Raw genomic sequence first — 17,248 nt, 5'->3', positions numbered from 1 at the left:
AAGCTGTGCCGGGTCGTCAAGCTGTGCCGGGTCGTCAAGCTGTGCCGGGTCGCCGGGTCGTGGCAAGTGGGTGATAGTTGCCCGGTCTGGTAGCTGCCTGTCGACCTCGCGCCAGTTCCTGGTCGCAGCCGGCGAACCTGTGCCGGTCGGTAACGGCCCGCCGCCGAACCTGCCGGTCGGTAACGGCCCGCGGCCGACGCCGCGATTGGCCGCCAGGCCGGCGGCGCGGGGTGGCGTTTGTTCTTCGGTGACCGTCGCATCCGGCCCGGCGGTCGCTGGGCGGTCTTGAGTGGCGCCTGCGTCGCGGGACGGGGCGGGGCTGTTTGTCGGGCGTACAAAAATCAGGGCAGTTGAAGTTGGGCCTTTCCGTCCGGGGTGATGACTATCCGTGGGGTCAAGGGGGTGGCGGCGTCGCGGTGGGTGGAAGCGGCCACCACCTCGGGGATCGTCGGGTGGGCGGCGATCTCGGCCAACGTCCGGCGGGTGGGTGGGAGCATCGGCAGCGTGGTCTCGGTTGGGGGGATCCAGGCTGTTGTGGAGGCTTCGCCGGAGACGTCCCGGGTGGCCTGGGACTCGGGGAGCAGCGCGGCGAAGAACCACGTGTCGTAGCGGCGTGGCTCGAACTCCGGGGTGATCCAGCGGGACCACGGCAGCAGCAGATCGTCGCGGAGGCGCAGGTCGTGGCGGGCCAGCAGATCGGTCATGGACAGGGTGCGGGCCTGGACGGCGGCGCGGTCGGCCTCCCACTCCGGCGAGTCGGTGGCGGCGATGGTGCGGTCCGGCTCGGAGCGGGGGCCGGCCAGCAGGACACCGGTCTCCTCGAACAGCTCGCGGGCGGCGGCGCCCACGACAGCGTGCGCCTCCGCCGGTGGGACGCCGAGGCGGTCGGGCCAGTCGGTGCGGATCGTCGTCGGGCGGTCGGACGGGTCGACGGCGCCGCCGGGGAAGGCGTAGAGGCCACCGAAGGTCATCGTCGCGGCGCGGCGCAGCACATAGACCTGGAAGGTGTCGTCGTGTGGCCGGAGCAGCACGACGGTGGCGGCGGGGCGGGCCGGGACGGGTGGCCCGGTGAACTCCCGTGCTCGTTGCGACATGGCGGGCGGTAGCGACATCGAGTCGGTCACCGGACCGATCCTGCCACCGTGTGGGCCGGCGGCGATACGTTATCCACATCGGCTCGTGCCGCACCCGGCGCCTGTGGACAACTCCCGAACCAGCCGGGCGCCGGTGGGAGGATGGGTTCGCAGCCGACGGCGGGGGAGATACCGTAATGATCATGACCGGACAGAAGGTTCGCTGGGGCATTCTCGGCCCCGGCGGGATCGCCAGTGCATTCGCCGCCGACCTGAAACTGGTGGAGGGCGCCGAGCTCGCTGCCGTGGGCTCGCGCAGCCTCGCCAACGCGGAGGCTTTCGCGCAGGAGCACGGTTTCGCCCGCGCCCACGGCTCCTACGCGGAGCTGGCCGCCGACGACGACGTCGACGTGGTCTACGTGGCGACGCCACACGCCTTCCACCTGGATGCGGCGATGCTGTGCATCGAAGCGGGCAAGGCCGTGCTCGTCGAGAAACCGATCACCCTGGACCTGCCGTCGGCCGCGTTGCTGCTGGAGGCGGCGCACTCGCGCGGGGTGTTCCTGATGGAGGCCATGTGGATGCGCCTCAACCCGGCCATCCGCAAGATCGCCGAGCTGGTGTCGTCCGGTGCGATCGGTGCGGTCAGCACGATCCACGCCGACTTCGGGTTGCAGGGGCCGTTCGAGGCGTCGCACCGGCTGCGTGACCCGAAACTGGGCGGTGGCGCCCTGCTCGACCTGGGTGTCTACCCGATCCACCTGGCCCACCTGATCCTCGGGGTGCCGGCGTCGGCGCAGGCCTGGGCGCATCTCACCCCGGAGCGGGTGGATGAGACCACCGGCATTCTGCTGGGCTACGAGGGCGGAGGGGTGGCTGCTCTGACCTGCAGCATCAACGGCCCGAGCCGGAACGCTGCCGCGATCACCGGCACCGGCGGCCGGATCGATCTGCCGGAGGGGTTCTTCGTGCCACGTTCGTTCGTGCTGAACGTGGACGGCAAAGAGCCGGAGACGTTCGAGTTCCCGTTCGAGGGCAAGGGTTACCAGTTCGAGGCGGCCGAGGTGCAGCGCTGCCTGCTCGCCGGGGAGCTGGAGAGCCCGCTGGTGCCGCACTCGACGACGCTCGAGGTGATGGCGCTGCTGGACACGCTGCGCGAGCAGGTCGGCGTCAACTACTGAGAGGCGCGCCGCAGACGAAGAGGAACGCCGCGTCTCAGGCGAAAATGAAAGACGCGCGAGAGACGCGCCTCGAACGAAGCTGACAGGCGCGGCTCGGACGAAGCTGACAGGCGCGCCTCGGACGAAGCTGACAGGCGCGCCTCGAACGAAGATGAGGGGCGCGGCTCAGACGAAGAGTGGCCGGACGATGAAGTAGATCACGCAGGAGAAGAAGGCGGCGGCGGGGAACGTCGTGATCCAGGCGATCACGATGTTGCCCGCTACGTTCCAGCGGACCGCGCTGAGGCGCTTGGTCGCGCCCACGCCCATGATCGCCGAGGTGATCGTGTGGGTGGTCGAGATCGGCGCGTGCAGGACCAGGGCGTTGAAGTAGAGCACCGAGCTGGCCACGGTCTCGGCGGCGAAGCCCTCGGCCGGGCCCAGGTCGATGATCTTGCGGCCGAGAGTGCGGATGATCCGCCACCCACCGGCGTAGGTGCCGGCCGCCAGCACGGTGGCCGACGTCCAGTAGACCCACTCCGGGATGTCGGTCGACGACGACTGGATGCCACCGGTGTACAGGGCCAGCACCACGATGCCCATGGTCTTCGCCGCGTCCTGCATGCCGTGCCCGATGGACATGGCCGCCGCCGAGACGGTCTGTGCCCAGCGGAAACCGCGGTTCAGCCGGCCGGGGTGCCCGCGCCGGAAGATCCACATGATCGCGATCATCACGATGAAGCCGAGCACCAGGCCGACCAGCGGCGACACCACCATCGGGATCAGCACCTTGTTGATGATGTTGTCCCACTGGACGCTGCCGACGGTGGCGAAGAGCGTCGCGCCGACCAGGCCGCCGAAGAGCGCGTGTGACGAGCTGGAGGGCAGCCCGAAGTACCAGGTGATCAGGTTCCAGGTGATCGCGCCGAGCACACCGGCGAAGACGATGCCCAGGCTGGGGATGCCGGTCGGCAGATCGACCAGGCCGTCCCCGACGGTCTTGGCGACCTCGGTACCCAGGTGCGCGCCGATGAAGTTGCCGACCGCGGCCATCGCGAGGGCTACCCGGGGTGTGAGCGCCCGGGTGCTGACACTGGTCGCGATGGCGTTCGCCGCGTCGTGGAAGCCGTTCGTGTAGTCGAAGGCCATCGCGGCGAGGATCACCGCGATGACGGCGATCAGGGTGGCATCCACGGTCTAGGACTCCTTGACCGCGATGGTCTCGATGGTGTTCGCCACGTGCTCGAAGGCGTCGCAGGCGGCTTCCAGCTCGTCGACGACCTCTTTCATCTTGAGCACGGTCAGCGCGTCGTACTCACCGGAGAAGAGCCGGACGAGCAGCATCCGGTACGCCCGGTCACCGTCGTTCTCCAGCCGGTTGATCTCGATCCAGTACTCCTCCATGCCTTTCAGCGAGCGCAGTTTCGGCATCGCCTCGGCGGTCACCTTGGCCTGCGTGTCGAGCACGGTGACCAGCTCGTGCATCTCGCGGGGCAGGGAGGGCAGATCGGTGAGCCCGTACAGGTAGAGCAGGTTTCCGGCCGCCTCCAGGTGGTCCATCACGTCGTCCAGCTGGGAGCCGAGCGAGTAGATGTCCTCCCGGTCGAACGGGGTGATGAAAGTGGAGTTGATCTTCTTGTAGAGCTCGTGCGTGATCGAGTCGCTGTCGTGTTCCACATCGCTCAACCGGTCCGCGACGGATTGGACGTCCACACCGGGCAGCGCCAGCTCGTTCAGCAACTCGGTGCCCTTGACCAGGTTCTGGGCGGCCCTGGTGAAGAGCTCGTAGAAGGCACCCTCGACGGGGCGGAATGAGAACTTCACGGCGGGGACCTCGATCGGCGGGCTCTATATGAATGGATCTCCGAACGCATGCTATCGGTCCGTGCGGGTTCACCCCTCACGACGGTCTTCAAACCGGCTCGTGACGACTCTCTGAACGATGTGCGTCGGGTCGTGCCGCGGGACGGACGATCGCCCTGGTGAGAGCGGTGGGAGCGATGGGGAGGCGGCGCAGGTGCCGGGCCAGGCCGGTCAGATCGGTGTCGGCGATCACGTCCACGCCGGCGGCGCTCAGTTCGGTCCAGATCGCGGCCCGGTCCTTGCGGGTGCCGTCCGGGAGCCCGGAGATGCGTACCGTCCGGCCGTCGGCGTGTGCCGCCCGGATCAGGGCGTGCAGCTGGTGCCGTTCCTCGGCGGTGATCGAGTCGCGGCCGTCCCAGCCGAACCGGCGGGTCCACGGCTCGCTGACCATCGGCACCAGGGTCGGCGGGGCCGAGTGGGAGCCGAGGTCGTCGAAGTCGCCGTCGGCGAACGCGTACCGCACCGGTTCGGCGGCCAGCAGCTCCCGGACGTCGACCGCCCCGGCCACCGTCACGGTCACCGCCCGGAGCCGCAGCTTTCCGTCCCGGCAGCTGCTGAGCAGGCCGGCGTGGTCCCGTAACTGCTGGTCCAGCATCCGGTAGGCACGCAGCAGCGCCTCCGGATCCCGGTTGCCGCCGCCGAATTCGATGACCAGCCGAAACGACGCGCGCTGGTCCGGCCACAGGCGGCCGCCGTTCGCGCCGGCCCGGGTGAAGAGCGGGGCCAGCACCAGGCGGCGCAGGGTCCGGCCGGGTTGTGGGTCGCCGGGGCCGAGGTACAGCTCGCCACGCGGGCCCGGGGTGACCACGACGGTCATCCCGGACAGGCCGAGCTTGATCACGCCGGGCAGCGGGTCGATCGTCTCCGGGCCGGTCAGCGCGTGCCCGGCGGTGAGCCAGGGGTGGCGCCGGCGGATCAGGGCGACGGTGACCGCGCCACCGGCTCCGGCGAGCCCGGCCAGTCCGCCCGCGATCGCTGCCATCTCCTGCACCAGTCACCATCCGATTCGTACGATATGGGTGTTTCATACTGTGGCACAGCCGATAGGCGAGAACGGGCAATGTCGCGCAGAATTCGTGTCATGCCGTCGCCGTCCGTGACCGACTTCGAAGCCCACCGTTCCCACCTGACGGCGGTCGCCTACCGGATGCTCGGCAACCGCGCCGAGGCCGAGGACGCCGTCCAGGAGACGTGGCTGCGCTACGCGCAACAGCGGGACGAGGACATTCGTGACGTACGGGGGTGGCTCACCACGGTCACCGCACGGATCTGTCTGGACCAGCTCAATTCCGCGCGGGTACGCCGGAACACGTACCCCGGTGAATGGCTGCCCGCCTTCGTGGTCGAACCCGACGCCGACCCGGCCGACCACGCCGAACTGGCGGATCAGGTCAGCATCGCCCTGCTCGTGGTGCTGGAGCGGCTGACCCCCGAGCAGCGGGTGGCGTTCGTCCTGCACGACGCGTTCGCGGTGCCGTTCGACGAGGTGGCGGCGGTGCTCGACAGCACACCGGCGGCGGCCCGGCAGCACGCCTCCCGGGCTCGTAAGGCGGTCGCCGAGGGGCAGGTGCGGCACACCGCCGGGCTGCCCGAGCAACGGCGGCTGCTGAGTGCGTTCCTGGCCGCGGCGCAGGACGGCGACATGCGTACGCTGGCCGCGGTCCTGGCCCCTGACGTGGTCGCCATCGGCGACGGTGGCGGCGTCGTGCGTGCCGCGTTGCGCCCGGTCCTCGGCGCCGAAAAGGTGGCCCGCTTCATCATCGGCCTGGTCACCCACCGGCTGGCCGGCGCCACTGATCTGAAGGTCGAACCGGTGGTGGTGAACGGCTCGGCCGCGCTGCTGATGAGCGGCCGCAACCCGGACGGCAGTCAGCTGCTGGTGGTGGCCGCGATCACCGTCGACAACGGTCGCATCACCGGCGTCTTCAACCAGCAGAACCCGGAGAAGCTAGTTCTTTCTTGAAATCGGCCGAGTGCGAGGCGAGGTCAGGCGCACTCCTGGCCCCGCCGTAGCCCCGGCCGATTTCAAGAAAGAACTAGTCCTGGGTGACTTCGAGTAGATGCTTGCGGTAGTGCGAGGCGAACGGCTCGGTGCCGTCGCCGAGCGCGCCCATCAGGTATTCAGCGGCCGCCTCGGCGTGCCCGACCAGGTCCTCCGGGTAACCGAAGGCCTCCCGGTGCTCGGCGAACTCGTCCTCGTCGCGCAGCTCGACCAGGCCGGACTCGCGGCGGCGCACCGCGTCCAGATCCAGGTCGACGATGTGCACGGTGTCACCCTCCCAGCGGGCCGGGGTGGTGATGTCGCAGTAGACCTCACTGGTCCGCGGGGGCGGGTTGAACATCCCGGTCCACCACGCGTAGTGCGGGATGAGCAGCACGAACGGGATCTGCTCCACCGACGGGCGGCCGTGGTAGACCGAGGCTGTGCCGCGTGTCACACCGACCCAGATGCCGAGGTCGTCCTCCGCCAGCTTGCGGGCCGGGTAGTCACGATGAGCCGAACCGTCGTACTTCGTGTAGATGACCCGGACCATCTCGCTCGGCATGGGTGCACCCTAACGGTGACCCGAAGATGTCGGTGGTGGCGGGTACGGTTCCTGCGTGCCCGCAGCCAGTAAGAAGAAGGCCTCCGCCGAGCAGATCCTCGCCGCCGCCGTGGGGGCGGTTCCCGGTGGTTCCGCCCGCCCCGGCCAACAGGCGATGGTCGAGGCCATCGACAAGGCCGTCAAGAACAAGGAGCACCTGCTCGTCCAGGCCGGCACGGGCACCGGCAAGAGCCTCGGTTACCTGACCCCGGCCCTGCTCGTCGAGGGCCCGGTGGTGGTCTCCACCGCCACCCTGGCCCTGCAGAACCAGCTGGTCGCCCACGACCTGCCCCGGCTGGCCGAGGCGGTTCAGCCGGTGCTCGGGCGCCGGCCGACGTTCGCCGTGCTCAAGGGCCGCCACCACTACCTGTGCGCGGCAAAACTCGAGCACGCCGACGAGCAGGAGCCGACCGACACCCTCTTCGACTCCGCCCCGCCCGCGCCCAAGGCCGGTCAGTGGCTCGGCGAGGCCGGCAAGATCGGCAAGCAGATCCTGCGGATCCGCAAGTGGGCGGAGAAGACCGAGACCGGCGACCGCGACGACCTGGATCCCGGTGTCGACGACGTGGTCTGGCGTCAGGTGTCGATGCCGGCGCGGGACTGCGTCGGCGCCGGCCGGTGTCCCTACGGGCAGGAGTGTTTCGCCGAGGCCTCCCGGGTCCGCGCCCGCGAGGCCGACATCGTCGTCACCAACCACAGCCTGCTCGCCGTCGACATGATCGCCGACCGGCAGATCGTCCCGCCGCACAAGCTGCTGATCGTCGACGAGGCGCACGAGCTGGCCGACCGGGTCTCCTCCGCGGCCCAGGCCGAGATCACCGCGGAGGCGGTCGAGCGGGCCGGCCGTCGCGCCCGCACGATGATCACCCCGTCCGCCGCCGAGCAGCTGGCCCAGGCCGCCGACGAGCTGACCGTCTGCCTCGCCGACCTGCCCGCCGAGCGGCTCACCAACGGGCTGCCCGAGCGGCTGCGCCTCGCCGTCGCCACCCTGGAGTCGGCCACCCGGTCCGGGCTCGCCTCGATCGGCGAGATCAAGGCCGACGACTCCGACCCGGTCGGCAAACAGCAGGCCAAAGCAGTTCTTGACGAGCTTTCCAGTACGTCGCAGCGGCTGCTGGAGGAGAACAAGTTCGACGTCGCCTGGATCGAGAAGTCCGACTTCGGCAGCGGCCGGCGGGCCCTGGTGGTCGCCCCGCTCTCGGTCGCCAACACCCTCTCCGAGGCGCTGTACGCCGACCGGACCGTGGTGGTGACCTCCGCCACGCTGACCCTCGGTGGCAAGTTCGACACCGTGGCGCGGTCCCTCGGGCTGCCCGCCGACAGTGCGGCCTCGTCCGGCGACGGCTGGACCTCGCTCGACGTGGGCTCGCCCTTCGACTATCCGAAACAGGGCATCCTCTACGTCGCGGCGCACCTGCCCCGGCCCAGCATGTCCGGTCTGCCGGACGCCGCCGGGGCCGAGCTGCTGCGTCTCGTCGAGGCGCTCGGCGGTCGCACCCTCGGGCTGTTCTCCTCCCGCAAGGCCGCCACCCAGGCCGCTGAGCTGCTGCGGGCCAAGACGGATCTGCCGATCCTTCTTCAGGGCGAGGAGACACTGCCGATTCTGGTACGGAAGTTCAAGGAGGACCAGGCGAGCTGCCTCTTCGGCGTGATGTCGCTCTGGCAGGGCGTCGACGTGCCCGGTGACGCGTGCCAGCTGGTCGTCATCGACCGCCTGCCGTTCCCGCGCCCCGACGAGCCGCTGGCCGCCGCCCGGGCCGCCGCGGTCGACGCCTCCGGTGGCTCCGGCTTCTCCGCGGTCAGTGTCCCGATCGCCGCCGTCCGCCTGGCCCAGGGTGTCGGCCGGCTGATCCGCTCGACAGGCGACAAGGGCGTGGTGGCGGTCCTGGACTCCCGCCTGGAGACGGCCCGTGGGTACGGCCCGTTCCTACGCCGGTCGCTGCCCCCGTTCTGGTACACGACACGCACCGACGTGGCCGAGGGCGCCCTACGCCGTCTCGCCAACAGCTGAGAGGACCGACCGTTGATCCATGTCGCCTGCACGTTCCTGATCGACCGTACCGGCGCGGTGCTGCTGCAGTTGCGCGACGACAAGGCCCCGTACTACCCGAACGTCTGGGGCCTCCCCGGCGGCGCGATCGAGGACGGCGAGACCCCGCAGGAGGGCGCCACCCGCGAGTTGTGGGAGGAGACCGAACTACGCCCGGACGAGCCCCTGCGCCTGTTCGCCTGCCAGGAACTACCCGAGCAGAACCGCACCAAGAACTACTTCTACGGAGTGACTTCAGCCGATCAGGAAGACGTGGTCCTCGGCGAGGGCGCGGCCATGCTCTTCATCCCGGCGAAAGAGGTTCTGGACAGGCCTTTCACCCCGGGCAGCACCGAGATGATCGAGCGTTTTCTGAGCTCTCCGGAGTACCGCGCGATCCTGGAATCACACGTCGGAGCAGCGCCGGAGAAATCGTCGACTTTGGACTGAGGGACTAGTCGCATATAACCTAGCGCCATGACGGTGAAACACGAGAAGTGTGCGCAGGTTCTGGCATACCCTGGTCGTATGCCTGGTACGGAGAGTGAGGCGACTCGGCTGGCGCGGACACCCGAGCCGGTGACCGTGGACATCGAGCGGCAGTCGCTGATGGCCGCCCGGATGGCTGCCGAAGCCAAGGGGATGACCCTGTCACAGTGGCTGTCCCACGCAGCCTGGCGGCAGGCCATCATCGAGTCGGCCGAGTTGAGCGCGGAGTTCTTCCGCCTCCACCCCGACGAGCCGCCGGGCTGGAGGGAAGACGGCCTCGATCGCATCTTCGAACAGGACGTGGCATGAAGCGCGGGGATGTCTGGACAGTTGAGCGATTCGGCCACGAGCGCAGTGTGGTGATCGTCGGAAACGATGCGACTATCGGTGATCAAAACGGGGTCCTTGTCGTCCCGTTATCGGATGTTCTGGAGCCGAAGGTAGGGATGCCCGGTCTCAACGACAGCAACGGAACGCCGCTCGGTACCTTCCTTTTCTACCGTGTCGGCTCAATCGACAAGAAGAGTCTGAGATCGCGGACCGCGGTTCTGGGTGATGCGAGCCGGCATTTCGCGGACGTCGCGCTACGGGCGGCATTCGACATCTGACCCCTGCATGGCACCATGGCTGCCGTGACGGGGCCAGGGTATGTGGATCCACCACCGCCTGCTGGTCCGAAGCGGCGGTGGTGGACCTGGGGTGTGGTGGCTGCCTGGGGTGTGTTGCTGACCGGGGCGGTCTTCTGGTCGGTGCGCAACGATCCGGCCACCGTGCCCGAGCAGCGGGACATCGGGCAGGCTCTGCCGGTTCTGCGTACCGTCGCGGGGACCGTCGTCGAAGTGGTGCAGGACGAGCGGTGGGTGCTGCGGATCGGGGAGCTGCGGCTCACCGAGTGTGCGATCACCCCGGTCCGGGACGGGCTGGAGGCCACCCGGGACGTCACGCTCTACGTGCCCGAAGGTGAGGCCCAAGAGGCCCTTCGCGGGCTGGCGGACGGGCTTCCGGCGGCTTACGGCGCGTCGGTGCTGGCCACCCGTGGTGGCACCCGGTTGTCGTTCTTCGCCGATGCGGGGGAGTACGTCGGGGTGCGGGCCGAGGCGCAGTCGCAGGACCAGGTGCTGAACCTGTCGGTCTTCACCGGCTGCCGGCCGACCGTGGACGGGCTCGACCGGGAGGATCCGGCGGCGGGAGCGGTGCCGGAGATGCTGCGGGAGTCCGCGGCCACGGTCCGGGGCGCGGTGGTCTGCCCGGACGGCGGCACGGCGGCCACCTTCCAGGCGGACGGGGCCGGTGCGGTGCCCGCCGACGCGGAGCCGGTGTGGATGGACGCGAGCGGGTGGGCGTACCGCAACGGGTCCGAATCGGTCGTGGCCACCGCGAACGGCGAACGGTCCCGGATCTCGGTGACCACCGGCTGCCGGTAAGAAGCGACCGCCGGCTGCCGGCGAGAAGTGACCACCGGCTGCCGGTAGGAAAGCCTGGTAGCAGGCGTTCAGTAGACCGGCGCTCAGTAGACCAGCGCCTGCGCGCCCTCGGACATGATCTCCTCGACGAAGACCGCGGCGCCGGCGATGCGGATGCCGGGGAGCACGTCGCCGGGGCCGATCTCGCGGCGGGCCGCGCACTGGGTGCAGGCGGTGATCCGGCCGGTTTCCAGCAGCAGCTCGATCAGGTCGGGCAGCGGGGCGGCGTGCGGCAGCGTGAACTCGGCGGCCCGGCCGGGCAGGGCGAACCAGGTGGATTCTCCGGTCAGCCAGAACGACACGTCGACACCGGCGGTCGCGGCGGTGCCGGCCACGTTGAACGCCTGGTTGCAGCGTTCCGGCGCGTCGGCTCCGGCGGTGGCCTTGACGACGAGCAGGCGTGTCATGGCGCCAGCATAGGATGGGCCGGTCATGGTTACGGAAATCGGGTTCGTGAGTCTGCTGGTGGCCGCTCTGGGCGGTCTGGCCGGCGGCTTCGGCTATCTGGCAATGCGCATTTCGAGGGGACGCTGGTGAGCAACGAGACGGAAAACCCGCTGGGACCGCCGCCGTGGCTCAACGCCCCACCGGTCGAGCGCTATCCCTATGAGGACACCCACGATCTGCGGTCCGGTCCGGACCTGCACCAGTCGCTGCTGGGTCTGCTGCCGTTCATCGGGTTGTGGCGGGGCCGGGGTCAGGGCGGGTTCCCGCAGGAGGAGGACTACGACTTCGCCCAGGAGATCCGGATCAGCCACGACGGCCGGGACTTCCTGCGGTACGAGTCGAGGGCCTGGCTGCTCGACGACGACTCGAAGCCGGCCGGTCAGGCGCTGGTCGAGTCCGGGTTCTGGCGTCCGGTGCTGGTCGACGGCCGGCCGGGCGACGAGATGGAGGCCACGATGATCCGCCCGGACGGGGTGGCCGAGCTGTACCTGGGCAAGACGGCCACCACCCGGCTGGAGATGACCGCCGACGCGGTGGCGTACACGCCGTCGGGTCTGCCGGTGACCGGCGGCCACCGGCTGTTCGGTGTGGTCGAGGGCGCGCTGCTCTACGCGCAGGAGATCGCGGTCGGCCAGAGCGGTCTGAAGCCGCACATGTCGGCCCGGCTGCTGCGCATCGGTGGCTGAGTAACCCCGGCAGGTCGAGGAGACGGGGGAGTCCGGGGCGGTCGTGCCCGGGACACCCCGTCCAGCAAGCCGACCGGCGGTGTGGAGACCGAACTATGCTCGTCACGTGTCCGCCACATCGCTAGCCGCCATGCTCCGCGAGAGGGGTCTGCGGCTCACCCCACAGCGTCAGTTGATCCTCGAAGCGGTGCATGATCTCGGTCATGCGACGCCCGAGACGGTGCACAACGCGGTCCGTGAGCGTGCCGCCGGCGTCAACATCACCACCGTCTACCGGACCCTTGAGCTGCTCGAAGAGCTCGGGCTGGTGAATCACACGCACCTGTCGCACGGTTCGCCGACCTATTCGGCGGCCGGCGAGCACCAGCACGTCCATCTGGTGTGCCGGTCGTGCGGGTCGATCTCGGAGGTGGATCCGGCGGTGTTGACCCCGGTGACCGAGCAGTTGTTGCGGGAGCGGGATTTCCGGGTCGATGTGGGACACGTCTCGCTCTTCGGAGTGTGCGGCGGATGCAAGGAGGCCGAGTGACCACCGTCATGATCGAGGATCTGGAGCCGGGTTCGGCCGACGCCGGGGTGCCGGCGCACTTCGGCGATCCGGTGCGCGAGCAGCGTCTGCTGGAGACCGGGGTGGGCCTGGTCGACAGGTCGAACCGTGAGGTGATCGCGGTTCCCGGCGAGGAGCGGGCGAGCTGGCTGCACACCATCACCACCCAGCACCTGTCCGCTCTCGGCGCGGGTGAGGGCACCGAGTTGCTGGTCCTCTCGCCGAACGGGCACATCGAGCAGCACGCCCTGGTCGCCGAGGACGGGACGACGGCGTGGCTGGACACCGAGCCGGGCGCGGGTGCCGGGCTCCTGAAATATCTCGAGATGATGCGGTTCTTCACCCGGGTCGAGCCCCGTGACGCGACCGCCGAGATCGCCGTGTTGTCCCTGGTGGGGCCGGGTGCGGCCGAGCTGTTCCCGGAGCTCACCGAGCCCAGGGTGGGCGCGGTGCCGGATGCCCGGTTCGCCGCCGGGTCGGTTCCGCCCGGTGCGACGAGCAACTATGCGGTACGCCCTTTCGAAGGTGGCCTGGCCCGCCGTGTCCCGCTCGGGGTCGACCTGCTGGTGCCGCGCGCCCGCAGGGACGAGGTGATCGAGAAGCTGGGTGTGGCGCGGGCCGGGCTCTGGGCGTACGAGGCGGTCCGTGTGGCTCGTGGCATCCCCCGGCTGGGCTGGGAGACCGATCACCGCACCATCCCCGCCGAGATCGGCCTGATGGCCACCAGTGTGCACATGGAGAAGGGCTGCTACCGGGGGCAGGAGACGGTCGCCCGGGTGCACAACCTGGGCCGCCCGCCGCGCCGGCAGGTTCTGCTGCACCTGGACGGTGTGGCAAGTGACCATCCGCCGGCCCGGCACACCCCGGTCGAGCTGGCCGGCCGGGCCGTCGGTTTCATCGGCACCGCGGTCCGCCATCACGAGCTGGGCATGGTCGCGCTGGCAGTGGTGAAACGAAATGTCCCGGACGATGCCGACCTGTCGGTGGGGGAGTCGGCGGCCGCCATCGACGCCGGGTGACCCATGGCAGTATGCGAGGCATGACCGGGACCTTGATCACCGTCGCCCCGACCGGCGCGGACACCGCGGGGAGCCTGGCCGCGCTGGTGGCGACGGCCAAGGAGTCCGAGGCGCTGGGCGCCGCGGCGATCGACGTGCCCACCGGCGACGACCCGGGGCGGCTGCGCGAGACGGTGGCCGCGCTGCGGGAGTCGACCGGCCTGATCATCCGGGCCGGCGCCGGCGGCGAGATGGCCCTCTGCCCGCCGGGTGACGCCGCCGCGTACTCGCTGTTGTGGGAGCGCGGGGTGGTGCCGGTCCACCAGATCGTCGACGCGGCCGGGCTCGACGTCCTCCGCCGCCTGCTCGACGAGCGCGGTCTGCCGGCCGGCCGGGGTGTGCACGTCGAGCTGGTGCTGGGTGTGCCCGGCGGGATGCCCGGCACGGCGGCCGCGGTGGTCGCCTGCGAGCGGGTGATCCGGGATCTGCCGCCGGGCACCACGTTCTCGGCCACCGGGCTGGACCGGGGCACCCTGCCGGTGATGCTGACGGCGCTCGCGACCGGCGGTCATCTCCGGGTCGGCACGCGCGACACCCTGTCGTACGCCGAGAATCGTCCGGTCGATTCGGACATGCAGCTGGTCGCCCGGGCGGTCGGGTTCGCCCAGCTCGCCCAGCGGCCGCCGCTCACCTCTGCTCAAGCCCGTGACCTGCTGGGAGTTCCACCCCGATGATCGTTGCCGAAGTCGTCCGTTCCGGTTTTGTGGAGAGCGTCCACCACGGTGTCGTCGCCGTCCCCGGTGGGGAGAGCCTCGGTGACGTGACGAGCCCGTTCTTCCCGCGGTCGTCCAGCAAGCCGCTGCAGACCGTCGGGCTGCTGACCTCGGGTCTCGTCCCGCGCGAGGAAGCGGACCTGGCGCTGATGAGCGGCAGTCACGACGCCGAGCCGTTCCACGTGGAACGGGTGCGGGCGATGCTCGCGGCGGCCGGGCTCGGTCCGGAGGCGCTGCGCTGCCCGGCCGACCTGCCGCACGGCGAGACCTCACGGCGGGACTGGCTGCGGGCCGGTGGCGAGGCCGAGCCGATCCTGATGAACTGCTCCGGCAAGCACGCCGGGATGCTCGCCACCTGTGTTGTCAACGGGTGGCCGCTGGAGTCGTACCTGGAGGTCGGCCACCCGCTGCAGAAGGCGCTGGCCGACGCGGTCAGCCGGCTGTCCGGTGAGCCGATCGCGGCGCTCGGGGTGGACGGCTGCGGCGCGCCGATCTTCGCGATCTCCCCGCTCGGGCTGGCCCGCGCGTTCCGGGCGCTCGTCGACGCGGAGCCGGGGACACCGGAGCGCCGGGTCGCCGACGCCATCCGGGCGAACCCCGAGTTGGTGGCCGGCACCGGGACCGACGACACCGTGCTGATGGGGGCGATCCCCGGCCTGCTGGTGAAGAAGGGCGCGGACGGGGTGGCCGCGGCGGCGATGCCCGGTATCGGCGCGGTGGCCCTGAAGATCTCCGACGGCGCGGCCCGGGCGCGTGGTCCGGTGCTGCTCGCGGCCCTGCGCCGGCTCGGTGTGGAGGTCCCGGACGTACTTCCGGAGGTCGTTCTGGGTGGTGGCCTGCCGGTCGGCGAGGTCCGCGCGACCTTCTAAGGGGCATAAATCAGGGGTGACTCGGTTCACGCTAGCTGGAGTTAGCGTTTTGCTTGCAAGAGCTAGCAAGGCGGGCTAACTTCGAGACATGGCCGCACCCAAGGACCTGCCTGAGGACATCGGGACCTTCATCCGAGACCTGCGGCAGACCGCGAAGATCTCACTCCGGCAGCTCGCCGACAAGGCCGGGGTGAGCAACCCCTACCTGAGTCAGATCGAGCGTGGCCTGCGTAAACCGAGCGCCGAGGTGCTGGCCCAGATCGCCAGCGCCTTGCGAGTGTCGACGCCCGCGATGTATCTGCGGGCCGGACTGCTCGATGGCGAGGGCCAGCAGGGCGTGCTGGCCGCCATCGCGGTCGACCCGGAGCTCACGATCGCGCAGAAGCAGTCCCTGACGCAGATCTACGAGACGTTCCGCAATGAGAACGCGCGTAACAACCCGCAGCCCGCCGAGCCTGCCGAGCCCGCGGACGACGCGCCCCGGACCACCCCGATCGCCGAGGAGAAGTCATGACCGAGCCGACCAAGACCAAGATCCCGACCCCGCTGTACGCCGCCGCCGGCGCCGGTGACCTCGCCTACGAGCAGCTGCGCAAGCTCCCGGCCGTGGTGACCGAGCTCAGCGACAAGGCCGCCGCCTCGCTGCGCTCCTACAACGAGCAGGCCGGTAGCAAGGCCTCCGAGCTGCGGGGCAAGGCCGAGACCACCGACTTCAACGCCCTCCGGGAGAACGCGGCCACCGCCGCCGCCAACTTCGCCCAGGTCGCCTCGGAGCGGGCCATCGCCGTCTACAACGAGCTGGTCTCCCGCGGCGAGCGCGTGGTCGGCACCGGTGTCGTCGAGGCTGCCGAGGTGGTCAACGCCGACATCGAGAGCACCGAGCAGCCGAAGGCCGTCGAGGCCCCCGTCGAGGAGCCCAAGGCCGTCGAGGCCGCCCCGGCCGCGCCGAAGCCGCGCAAGCGGGCCAAGCCGGCCGCCTCCGCGGAGTGATCAACTCCTGACGGACATGCTCAGCGGGCCCCGGCACTGCCGGGGCCCGCGGCATAGACTCTTCCTCATGGCCACAGCAGCGCCCCTCTTCTTTCAAGACGTCCGCACCATCGTGGACGTGGCGGTCCTCCTGGTGTCCCTCGCGGTGCAACTCGTCGCCCTGGTCCACTGCCTGATGCAACGGGGGCCGGGATTCCAGGCGCTCGGCACGCTGCCCAAGGGCGCGTGGGCCGCCATCATCGGCGTCTGCCTGGTGATCACCGCGACCGGCCGGATCATGATGATCACCATGATCGGTGTCGCCGCCGCCCTGGTCTACCTCCTCGACGTCCGCCCCGGGCTGAAGGATCTGTCGGACGGCAAGGGCTTCTGGTGATCCGGTTCGGGCCGCCTCCTCCGGATGGCGGTCCGCGCCTTCAGCGCAACGACCGGACCGGGCCGAGGACGGGCCGGCCGACGCTGCCGGGTCCGGCGACCGAGGTGGTCACTCTCCCTTCTGGGGTACGGGTGGAGCAGCTCGCCACCGGCACGGGCACCCCGGTCACCGTCTTCGCGCACGGTCTCGCCGGTGACATCGCCGGCACCCGCCCGCTCGGCAGCGCCGTCACCGGCCGCCGGGTGTTCTTCCACTTCCGTGGGCACGGCCGCTCCGACGTGCCGCCCGGCCCGTGGAGTTTCGCCGATCTCGCCACCGACCTGCGCGCCGTCGCCGACCTGGCCGGCGCCTCCCGGGCGGTCGGTGTCAGCATGGGCGCGGCCGCGCTCTGCCGGCTGATCGCCGAGACCCCGGCCCGGTTCGAGCGGGTGGTCCTCTATCTGCCCGCCCCGCTCGACGGCACCCGGGCGCCGGCGTCCGTGCAGCGGCTGGAGCGTCTGCTCGCCTCGGTCGAGTCCGGGGAGGCCGCGATGATCGCCGACGCGGTCGAGCCGGAGATCCCCACCGCGGTCCGGAACACCCCGGCCGGCTGGAGTTTCCTGCGTCAGCGGGTCGAGCAGCTGCAACGTGACGGCCTGGCTCCGGAGGTCGCCTCGGTGTGGCCGGAGCCGGCGCTGCCCGACGAGGCGGCGCTGAAAGCGTTCACCGGCCGCGCCCTGGTCCTGGGCTGTCGTGGGGACGAGACCCATCCGGCCGCCTGGGCGGAGCGGATCGCCGCGCTGCTGAACGCCGAGCTGGAGGTCTACGACCGTCCCAGCATCATCTGGACCAGCCGGAATGCGCTTCGTGAGCGGATCTCCACGTTCCTGAATGCCGATCGGCCGTAACCTTTTCCGGCTT

Annotated in this window: 23 protein-coding genes; 17 read left to right on the top strand and 6 right to left on the bottom strand. The window is 70.3% G+C overall.

Translation table 11 applies throughout. The features are described 5' to 3' along the window. Window positions 1-341: 341 nt before the first annotated feature. Window positions 342-1,124 carry an NUDIX hydrolase gene (locus tag Aco03nite_RS19300; protein ID WP_239145277.1) on the bottom strand — a complete coding sequence of 261 codons (783 nt, stop codon included), beginning with the start codon at window positions 1,122-1,124 and terminating at the stop codon, window positions 342-344. Window positions 1,125-1,276: 152 nt separating this feature from the next. On the opposite strand from Aco03nite_RS19300, the gene Aco03nite_RS19295 reads away from it, so the two are divergent. After that, window positions 1,277-2,254: a Gfo/Idh/MocA family protein gene (locus Aco03nite_RS19295; protein ID WP_203796755.1), complete on the top strand. Its 978-nt coding sequence runs from the start codon at window positions 1,277-1,279 to the stop codon at window positions 2,252-2,254. Window positions 2,255-2,419: 165 nt separating this feature from the next. Here the strand turns inward: Aco03nite_RS19295 and Aco03nite_RS19290 are convergent, their stop codons facing one another. The 3 genes from Aco03nite_RS19290 to Aco03nite_RS19280 all read right to left on the bottom strand — a co-directional run bounded on the left by Aco03nite_RS19290 (window position 2,420) and on the right by Aco03nite_RS19280 (window position 5,078). Then, window positions 2,420-3,382 carry an inorganic phosphate transporter gene (locus tag Aco03nite_RS19290; RefSeq protein ID WP_373872611.1) on the bottom strand — a complete coding sequence of 321 codons (963 nt, stop codon included), beginning with the start codon at window positions 3,380-3,382 and terminating at the stop codon, window positions 2,420-2,422. A gap of 48 nt (window positions 3,383-3,430) precedes the next feature. Continuing rightward, the gene (locus Aco03nite_RS19285; RefSeq protein ID WP_203796753.1) at window positions 3,431-4,057 is read right to left on the bottom strand and encodes a DUF47 domain-containing protein; all 627 of its coding nucleotides are present in this window, start codon (window positions 4,055-4,057) and stop codon (window positions 3,431-3,433) included. 88 nt (window positions 4,058-4,145) lie between these two features. Then, window positions 4,146-5,078, bottom strand: a complete 933-nt coding sequence (locus Aco03nite_RS19280) for a PI-PLC domain-containing protein (protein WP_203796752.1) — start codon at window positions 5,076-5,078, stop codon at window positions 4,146-4,148. Window positions 5,079-5,177: 99 nt separating this feature from the next. Here Aco03nite_RS19280 and sigJ point away from each other — a divergent pair, with 99 nt between their 5' ends. Continuing rightward, window positions 5,178-6,059: an RNA polymerase sigma factor SigJ gene (sigJ, locus tag Aco03nite_RS19275; protein WP_203796751.1), complete on the top strand. Its 882-nt coding sequence runs from the start codon at window positions 5,178-5,180 to the stop codon at window positions 6,057-6,059. A 73-nt stretch (window positions 6,060-6,132) separates the two neighbouring features. Here the strand turns inward: sigJ and Aco03nite_RS19270 are convergent, their stop codons facing one another. Beyond that, entirely contained in the window at window positions 6,133-6,642 is a 510-nt protein-coding gene (locus Aco03nite_RS19270; protein WP_203796750.1) for a ribonuclease FAU-1 family protein, read from the bottom strand. A 154-nt stretch (window positions 6,643-6,796) separates the two neighbouring features. Between Aco03nite_RS19270 and Aco03nite_RS19265 the strand changes: the two genes are divergently transcribed. The 5 genes from Aco03nite_RS19265 to Aco03nite_RS19245 all read left to right on the top strand — a co-directional run bounded on the left by Aco03nite_RS19265 (window position 6,797) and on the right by Aco03nite_RS19245 (window position 10,623). Beyond that, the gene (locus Aco03nite_RS19265) at window positions 6,797-8,692 is read left to right on the top strand and encodes an ATP-dependent DNA helicase (RefSeq protein WP_373872610.1); all 1,896 of its coding nucleotides are present in this window, start codon (window positions 6,797-6,799) and stop codon (window positions 8,690-8,692) included. A gap of 12 nt (window positions 8,693-8,704) precedes the next feature. Next, entirely contained in the window at window positions 8,705-9,160 is a 456-nt protein-coding gene (locus Aco03nite_RS19260; protein ID WP_203796748.1) for an NUDIX hydrolase, read from the top strand. Window positions 9,161-9,289: 129 nt separating this feature from the next. Beyond that, complete coding sequence (locus Aco03nite_RS19255; protein ID WP_203796747.1) at window positions 9,290-9,508, top strand: hypothetical protein; 219 nt, start codon at window positions 9,290-9,292, stop codon at window positions 9,506-9,508. After that, window positions 9,505-9,807, top strand: a complete 303-nt coding sequence (locus Aco03nite_RS19250; RefSeq protein WP_203796746.1) for a hypothetical protein — start codon at window positions 9,505-9,507, stop codon at window positions 9,805-9,807. The genes Aco03nite_RS19255 and Aco03nite_RS19250 overlap by 4 nt, the downstream gene beginning before the upstream one ends. 24 nt (window positions 9,808-9,831) lie before the next feature. Further along, window positions 9,832-10,623 (top strand): hypothetical protein, encoded by a 792-nt coding sequence (locus tag Aco03nite_RS19245; protein ID WP_239145276.1) that lies wholly within the window; start codon window positions 9,832-9,834, stop codon window positions 10,621-10,623. 83 nt (window positions 10,624-10,706) lie between these two features. Here the strand turns inward: Aco03nite_RS19245 and Aco03nite_RS19240 are convergent, their stop codons facing one another. Further along, window positions 10,707-11,069 carry a DsrE family protein gene (locus Aco03nite_RS19240; RefSeq protein ID WP_203796745.1) on the bottom strand — a complete coding sequence of 121 codons (363 nt, stop codon included), beginning with the start codon at window positions 11,067-11,069 and terminating at the stop codon, window positions 10,707-10,709. A 25-nt stretch (window positions 11,070-11,094) separates the two neighbouring features. Between Aco03nite_RS19240 and mtfM the strand changes: the two genes are divergently transcribed. From mtfM to Aco03nite_RS19195, 10 genes are all read left to right on the top strand, one after another. Beyond that, window positions 11,095-11,199 (top strand): small membrane protein MtfM, encoded by a 105-nt coding sequence (gene mtfM, locus Aco03nite_RS54110; RefSeq protein ID WP_043533180.1) that lies wholly within the window; start codon window positions 11,095-11,097, stop codon window positions 11,197-11,199. Further along, window positions 11,196-11,795, top strand: a complete 600-nt coding sequence (locus tag Aco03nite_RS19235) for a heme-binding beta-barrel domain-containing protein (RefSeq protein ID WP_203796744.1) — start codon at window positions 11,196-11,198, stop codon at window positions 11,793-11,795. Before mtfM ends, Aco03nite_RS19235 begins: the two co-directional genes overlap by 4 nt. A gap of 130 nt (window positions 11,796-11,925) precedes the next feature. Beyond that, the gene (locus Aco03nite_RS19230; RefSeq protein ID WP_203796767.1) at window positions 11,926-12,324 is read left to right on the top strand and encodes a Fur family transcriptional regulator; all 399 of its coding nucleotides are present in this window, start codon (window positions 11,926-11,928) and stop codon (window positions 12,322-12,324) included. Next, window positions 12,306-13,361: a CAF17-like 4Fe-4S cluster assembly/insertion protein YgfZ gene (gene ygfZ, locus Aco03nite_RS19225; RefSeq protein ID WP_203796743.1), complete on the top strand. Its 1,056-nt coding sequence runs from the start codon at window positions 12,306-12,308 to the stop codon at window positions 13,359-13,361. Before Aco03nite_RS19230 ends, ygfZ begins: the two co-directional genes overlap by 19 nt. A gap of 20 nt (window positions 13,362-13,381) precedes the next feature. Further along, complete coding sequence (locus tag Aco03nite_RS19220) at window positions 13,382-14,074, top strand: 3-keto-5-aminohexanoate cleavage protein (RefSeq protein ID WP_203796742.1); 693 nt, start codon at window positions 13,382-13,384, stop codon at window positions 14,072-14,074. Further along, the gene (locus Aco03nite_RS19215; protein ID WP_203796741.1) at window positions 14,071-14,982 is read left to right on the top strand and encodes an asparaginase; all 912 of its coding nucleotides are present in this window, start codon (window positions 14,071-14,073) and stop codon (window positions 14,980-14,982) included. The genes Aco03nite_RS19220 and Aco03nite_RS19215 overlap by 4 nt, the downstream gene beginning before the upstream one ends. A gap of 88 nt (window positions 14,983-15,070) precedes the next feature. Continuing rightward, entirely contained in the window at window positions 15,071-15,496 is a 426-nt protein-coding gene (locus Aco03nite_RS19210) for a helix-turn-helix domain-containing protein (protein WP_239145275.1), read from the top strand. Next, window positions 15,493-15,972, top strand: a complete 480-nt coding sequence (locus Aco03nite_RS19205) for a hypothetical protein (RefSeq protein ID WP_203796740.1) — start codon at window positions 15,493-15,495, stop codon at window positions 15,970-15,972. The genes Aco03nite_RS19210 and Aco03nite_RS19205 overlap by 4 nt, the downstream gene beginning before the upstream one ends. 67 nt (window positions 15,973-16,039) lie before the next feature. After that, window positions 16,040-16,348 (top strand): DUF2516 family protein, encoded by a 309-nt coding sequence (locus Aco03nite_RS19200; RefSeq protein ID WP_203796739.1) that lies wholly within the window; start codon window positions 16,040-16,042, stop codon window positions 16,346-16,348. Then, the gene (locus Aco03nite_RS19195) at window positions 16,348-17,235 is read left to right on the top strand and encodes an alpha/beta fold hydrolase (RefSeq protein ID WP_373872609.1); all 888 of its coding nucleotides are present in this window, start codon (window positions 16,348-16,350) and stop codon (window positions 17,233-17,235) included. Before Aco03nite_RS19200 ends, Aco03nite_RS19195 begins: the two co-directional genes overlap by 1 nt. Window positions 17,236-17,248: the final 13 nt, after the last annotated feature.

Source organism: Actinoplanes couchii (assembly GCF_016862075.1).
GTDB lineage: Bacteria > Actinomycetota > Actinomycetes > Mycobacteriales > Micromonosporaceae > Actinoplanes > Actinoplanes couchii.
The sequence above is the reverse complement of the archived record's forward strand: the minus strand, read 5'-3'. Positions and strand labels throughout refer to the sequence as shown.

Coding starts and splice junctions, on each gene's coding strand:
- ygfZ (WP_203796743.1), top strand. CDS start 12,306: ATGCAAGGAGGCCGAGTGACCACCGTCATGATCGAGGATCTGGAGCCG.
- Aco03nite_RS19295 (WP_203796755.1), top strand. CDS start 1,277: ATGACCGGACAGAAGGTTCGCTGGGGCATTCTCGGCCCCGGCGGGATC.
- Aco03nite_RS19200 (WP_203796739.1), top strand. CDS start 16,040: ATGGCCACAGCAGCGCCCCTCTTCTTTCAAGACGTCCGCACCATCGTG.
- sigJ (WP_203796751.1), top strand. CDS start 5,178: ATGCCGTCGCCGTCCGTGACCGACTTCGAAGCCCACCGTTCCCACCTG.
- Aco03nite_RS19265 (WP_373872610.1), top strand. CDS start 6,797: ATGGTCGAGGCCATCGACAAGGCCGTCAAGAACAAGGAGCACCTGCTC.
- Aco03nite_RS19205 (WP_203796740.1), top strand. CDS start 15,493: ATGACCGAGCCGACCAAGACCAAGATCCCGACCCCGCTGTACGCCGCC.
- mtfM (WP_043533180.1), top strand. CDS start 11,095: ATGGTTACGGAAATCGGGTTCGTGAGTCTGCTGGTGGCCGCTCTGGGC.
- Aco03nite_RS19290 (WP_373872611.1), bottom strand. CDS start 3,382: ATGGCCTTCGACTACACGAACGGCTTCCACGACGCGGCGAACGCCATC.
- Aco03nite_RS19220 (WP_203796742.1), top strand. CDS start 13,382: ATGACCGGGACCTTGATCACCGTCGCCCCGACCGGCGCGGACACCGCG.
- Aco03nite_RS19230 (WP_203796767.1), top strand. CDS start 11,926: ATGCTCCGCGAGAGGGGTCTGCGGCTCACCCCACAGCGTCAGTTGATC.
- Aco03nite_RS19250 (WP_203796746.1), top strand. CDS start 9,505: ATGAAGCGCGGGGATGTCTGGACAGTTGAGCGATTCGGCCACGAGCGC.
- Aco03nite_RS19215 (WP_203796741.1), top strand. CDS start 14,071: ATGATCGTTGCCGAAGTCGTCCGTTCCGGTTTTGTGGAGAGCGTCCAC.
- Aco03nite_RS19210 (WP_239145275.1), top strand. CDS start 15,071: ATGGCCGCACCCAAGGACCTGCCTGAGGACATCGGGACCTTCATCCGA.
- Aco03nite_RS19240 (WP_203796745.1), bottom strand. CDS start 11,069: ATGACACGCCTGCTCGTCGTCAAGGCCACCGCCGGAGCCGACGCGCCG.
- Aco03nite_RS19270 (WP_203796750.1), bottom strand. CDS start 6,642: ATGCCGAGCGAGATGGTCCGGGTCATCTACACGAAGTACGACGGTTCG.
- Aco03nite_RS19280 (WP_203796752.1), bottom strand. CDS start 5,078: ATGGCAGCGATCGCGGGCGGACTGGCCGGGCTCGCCGGAGCCGGTGGC.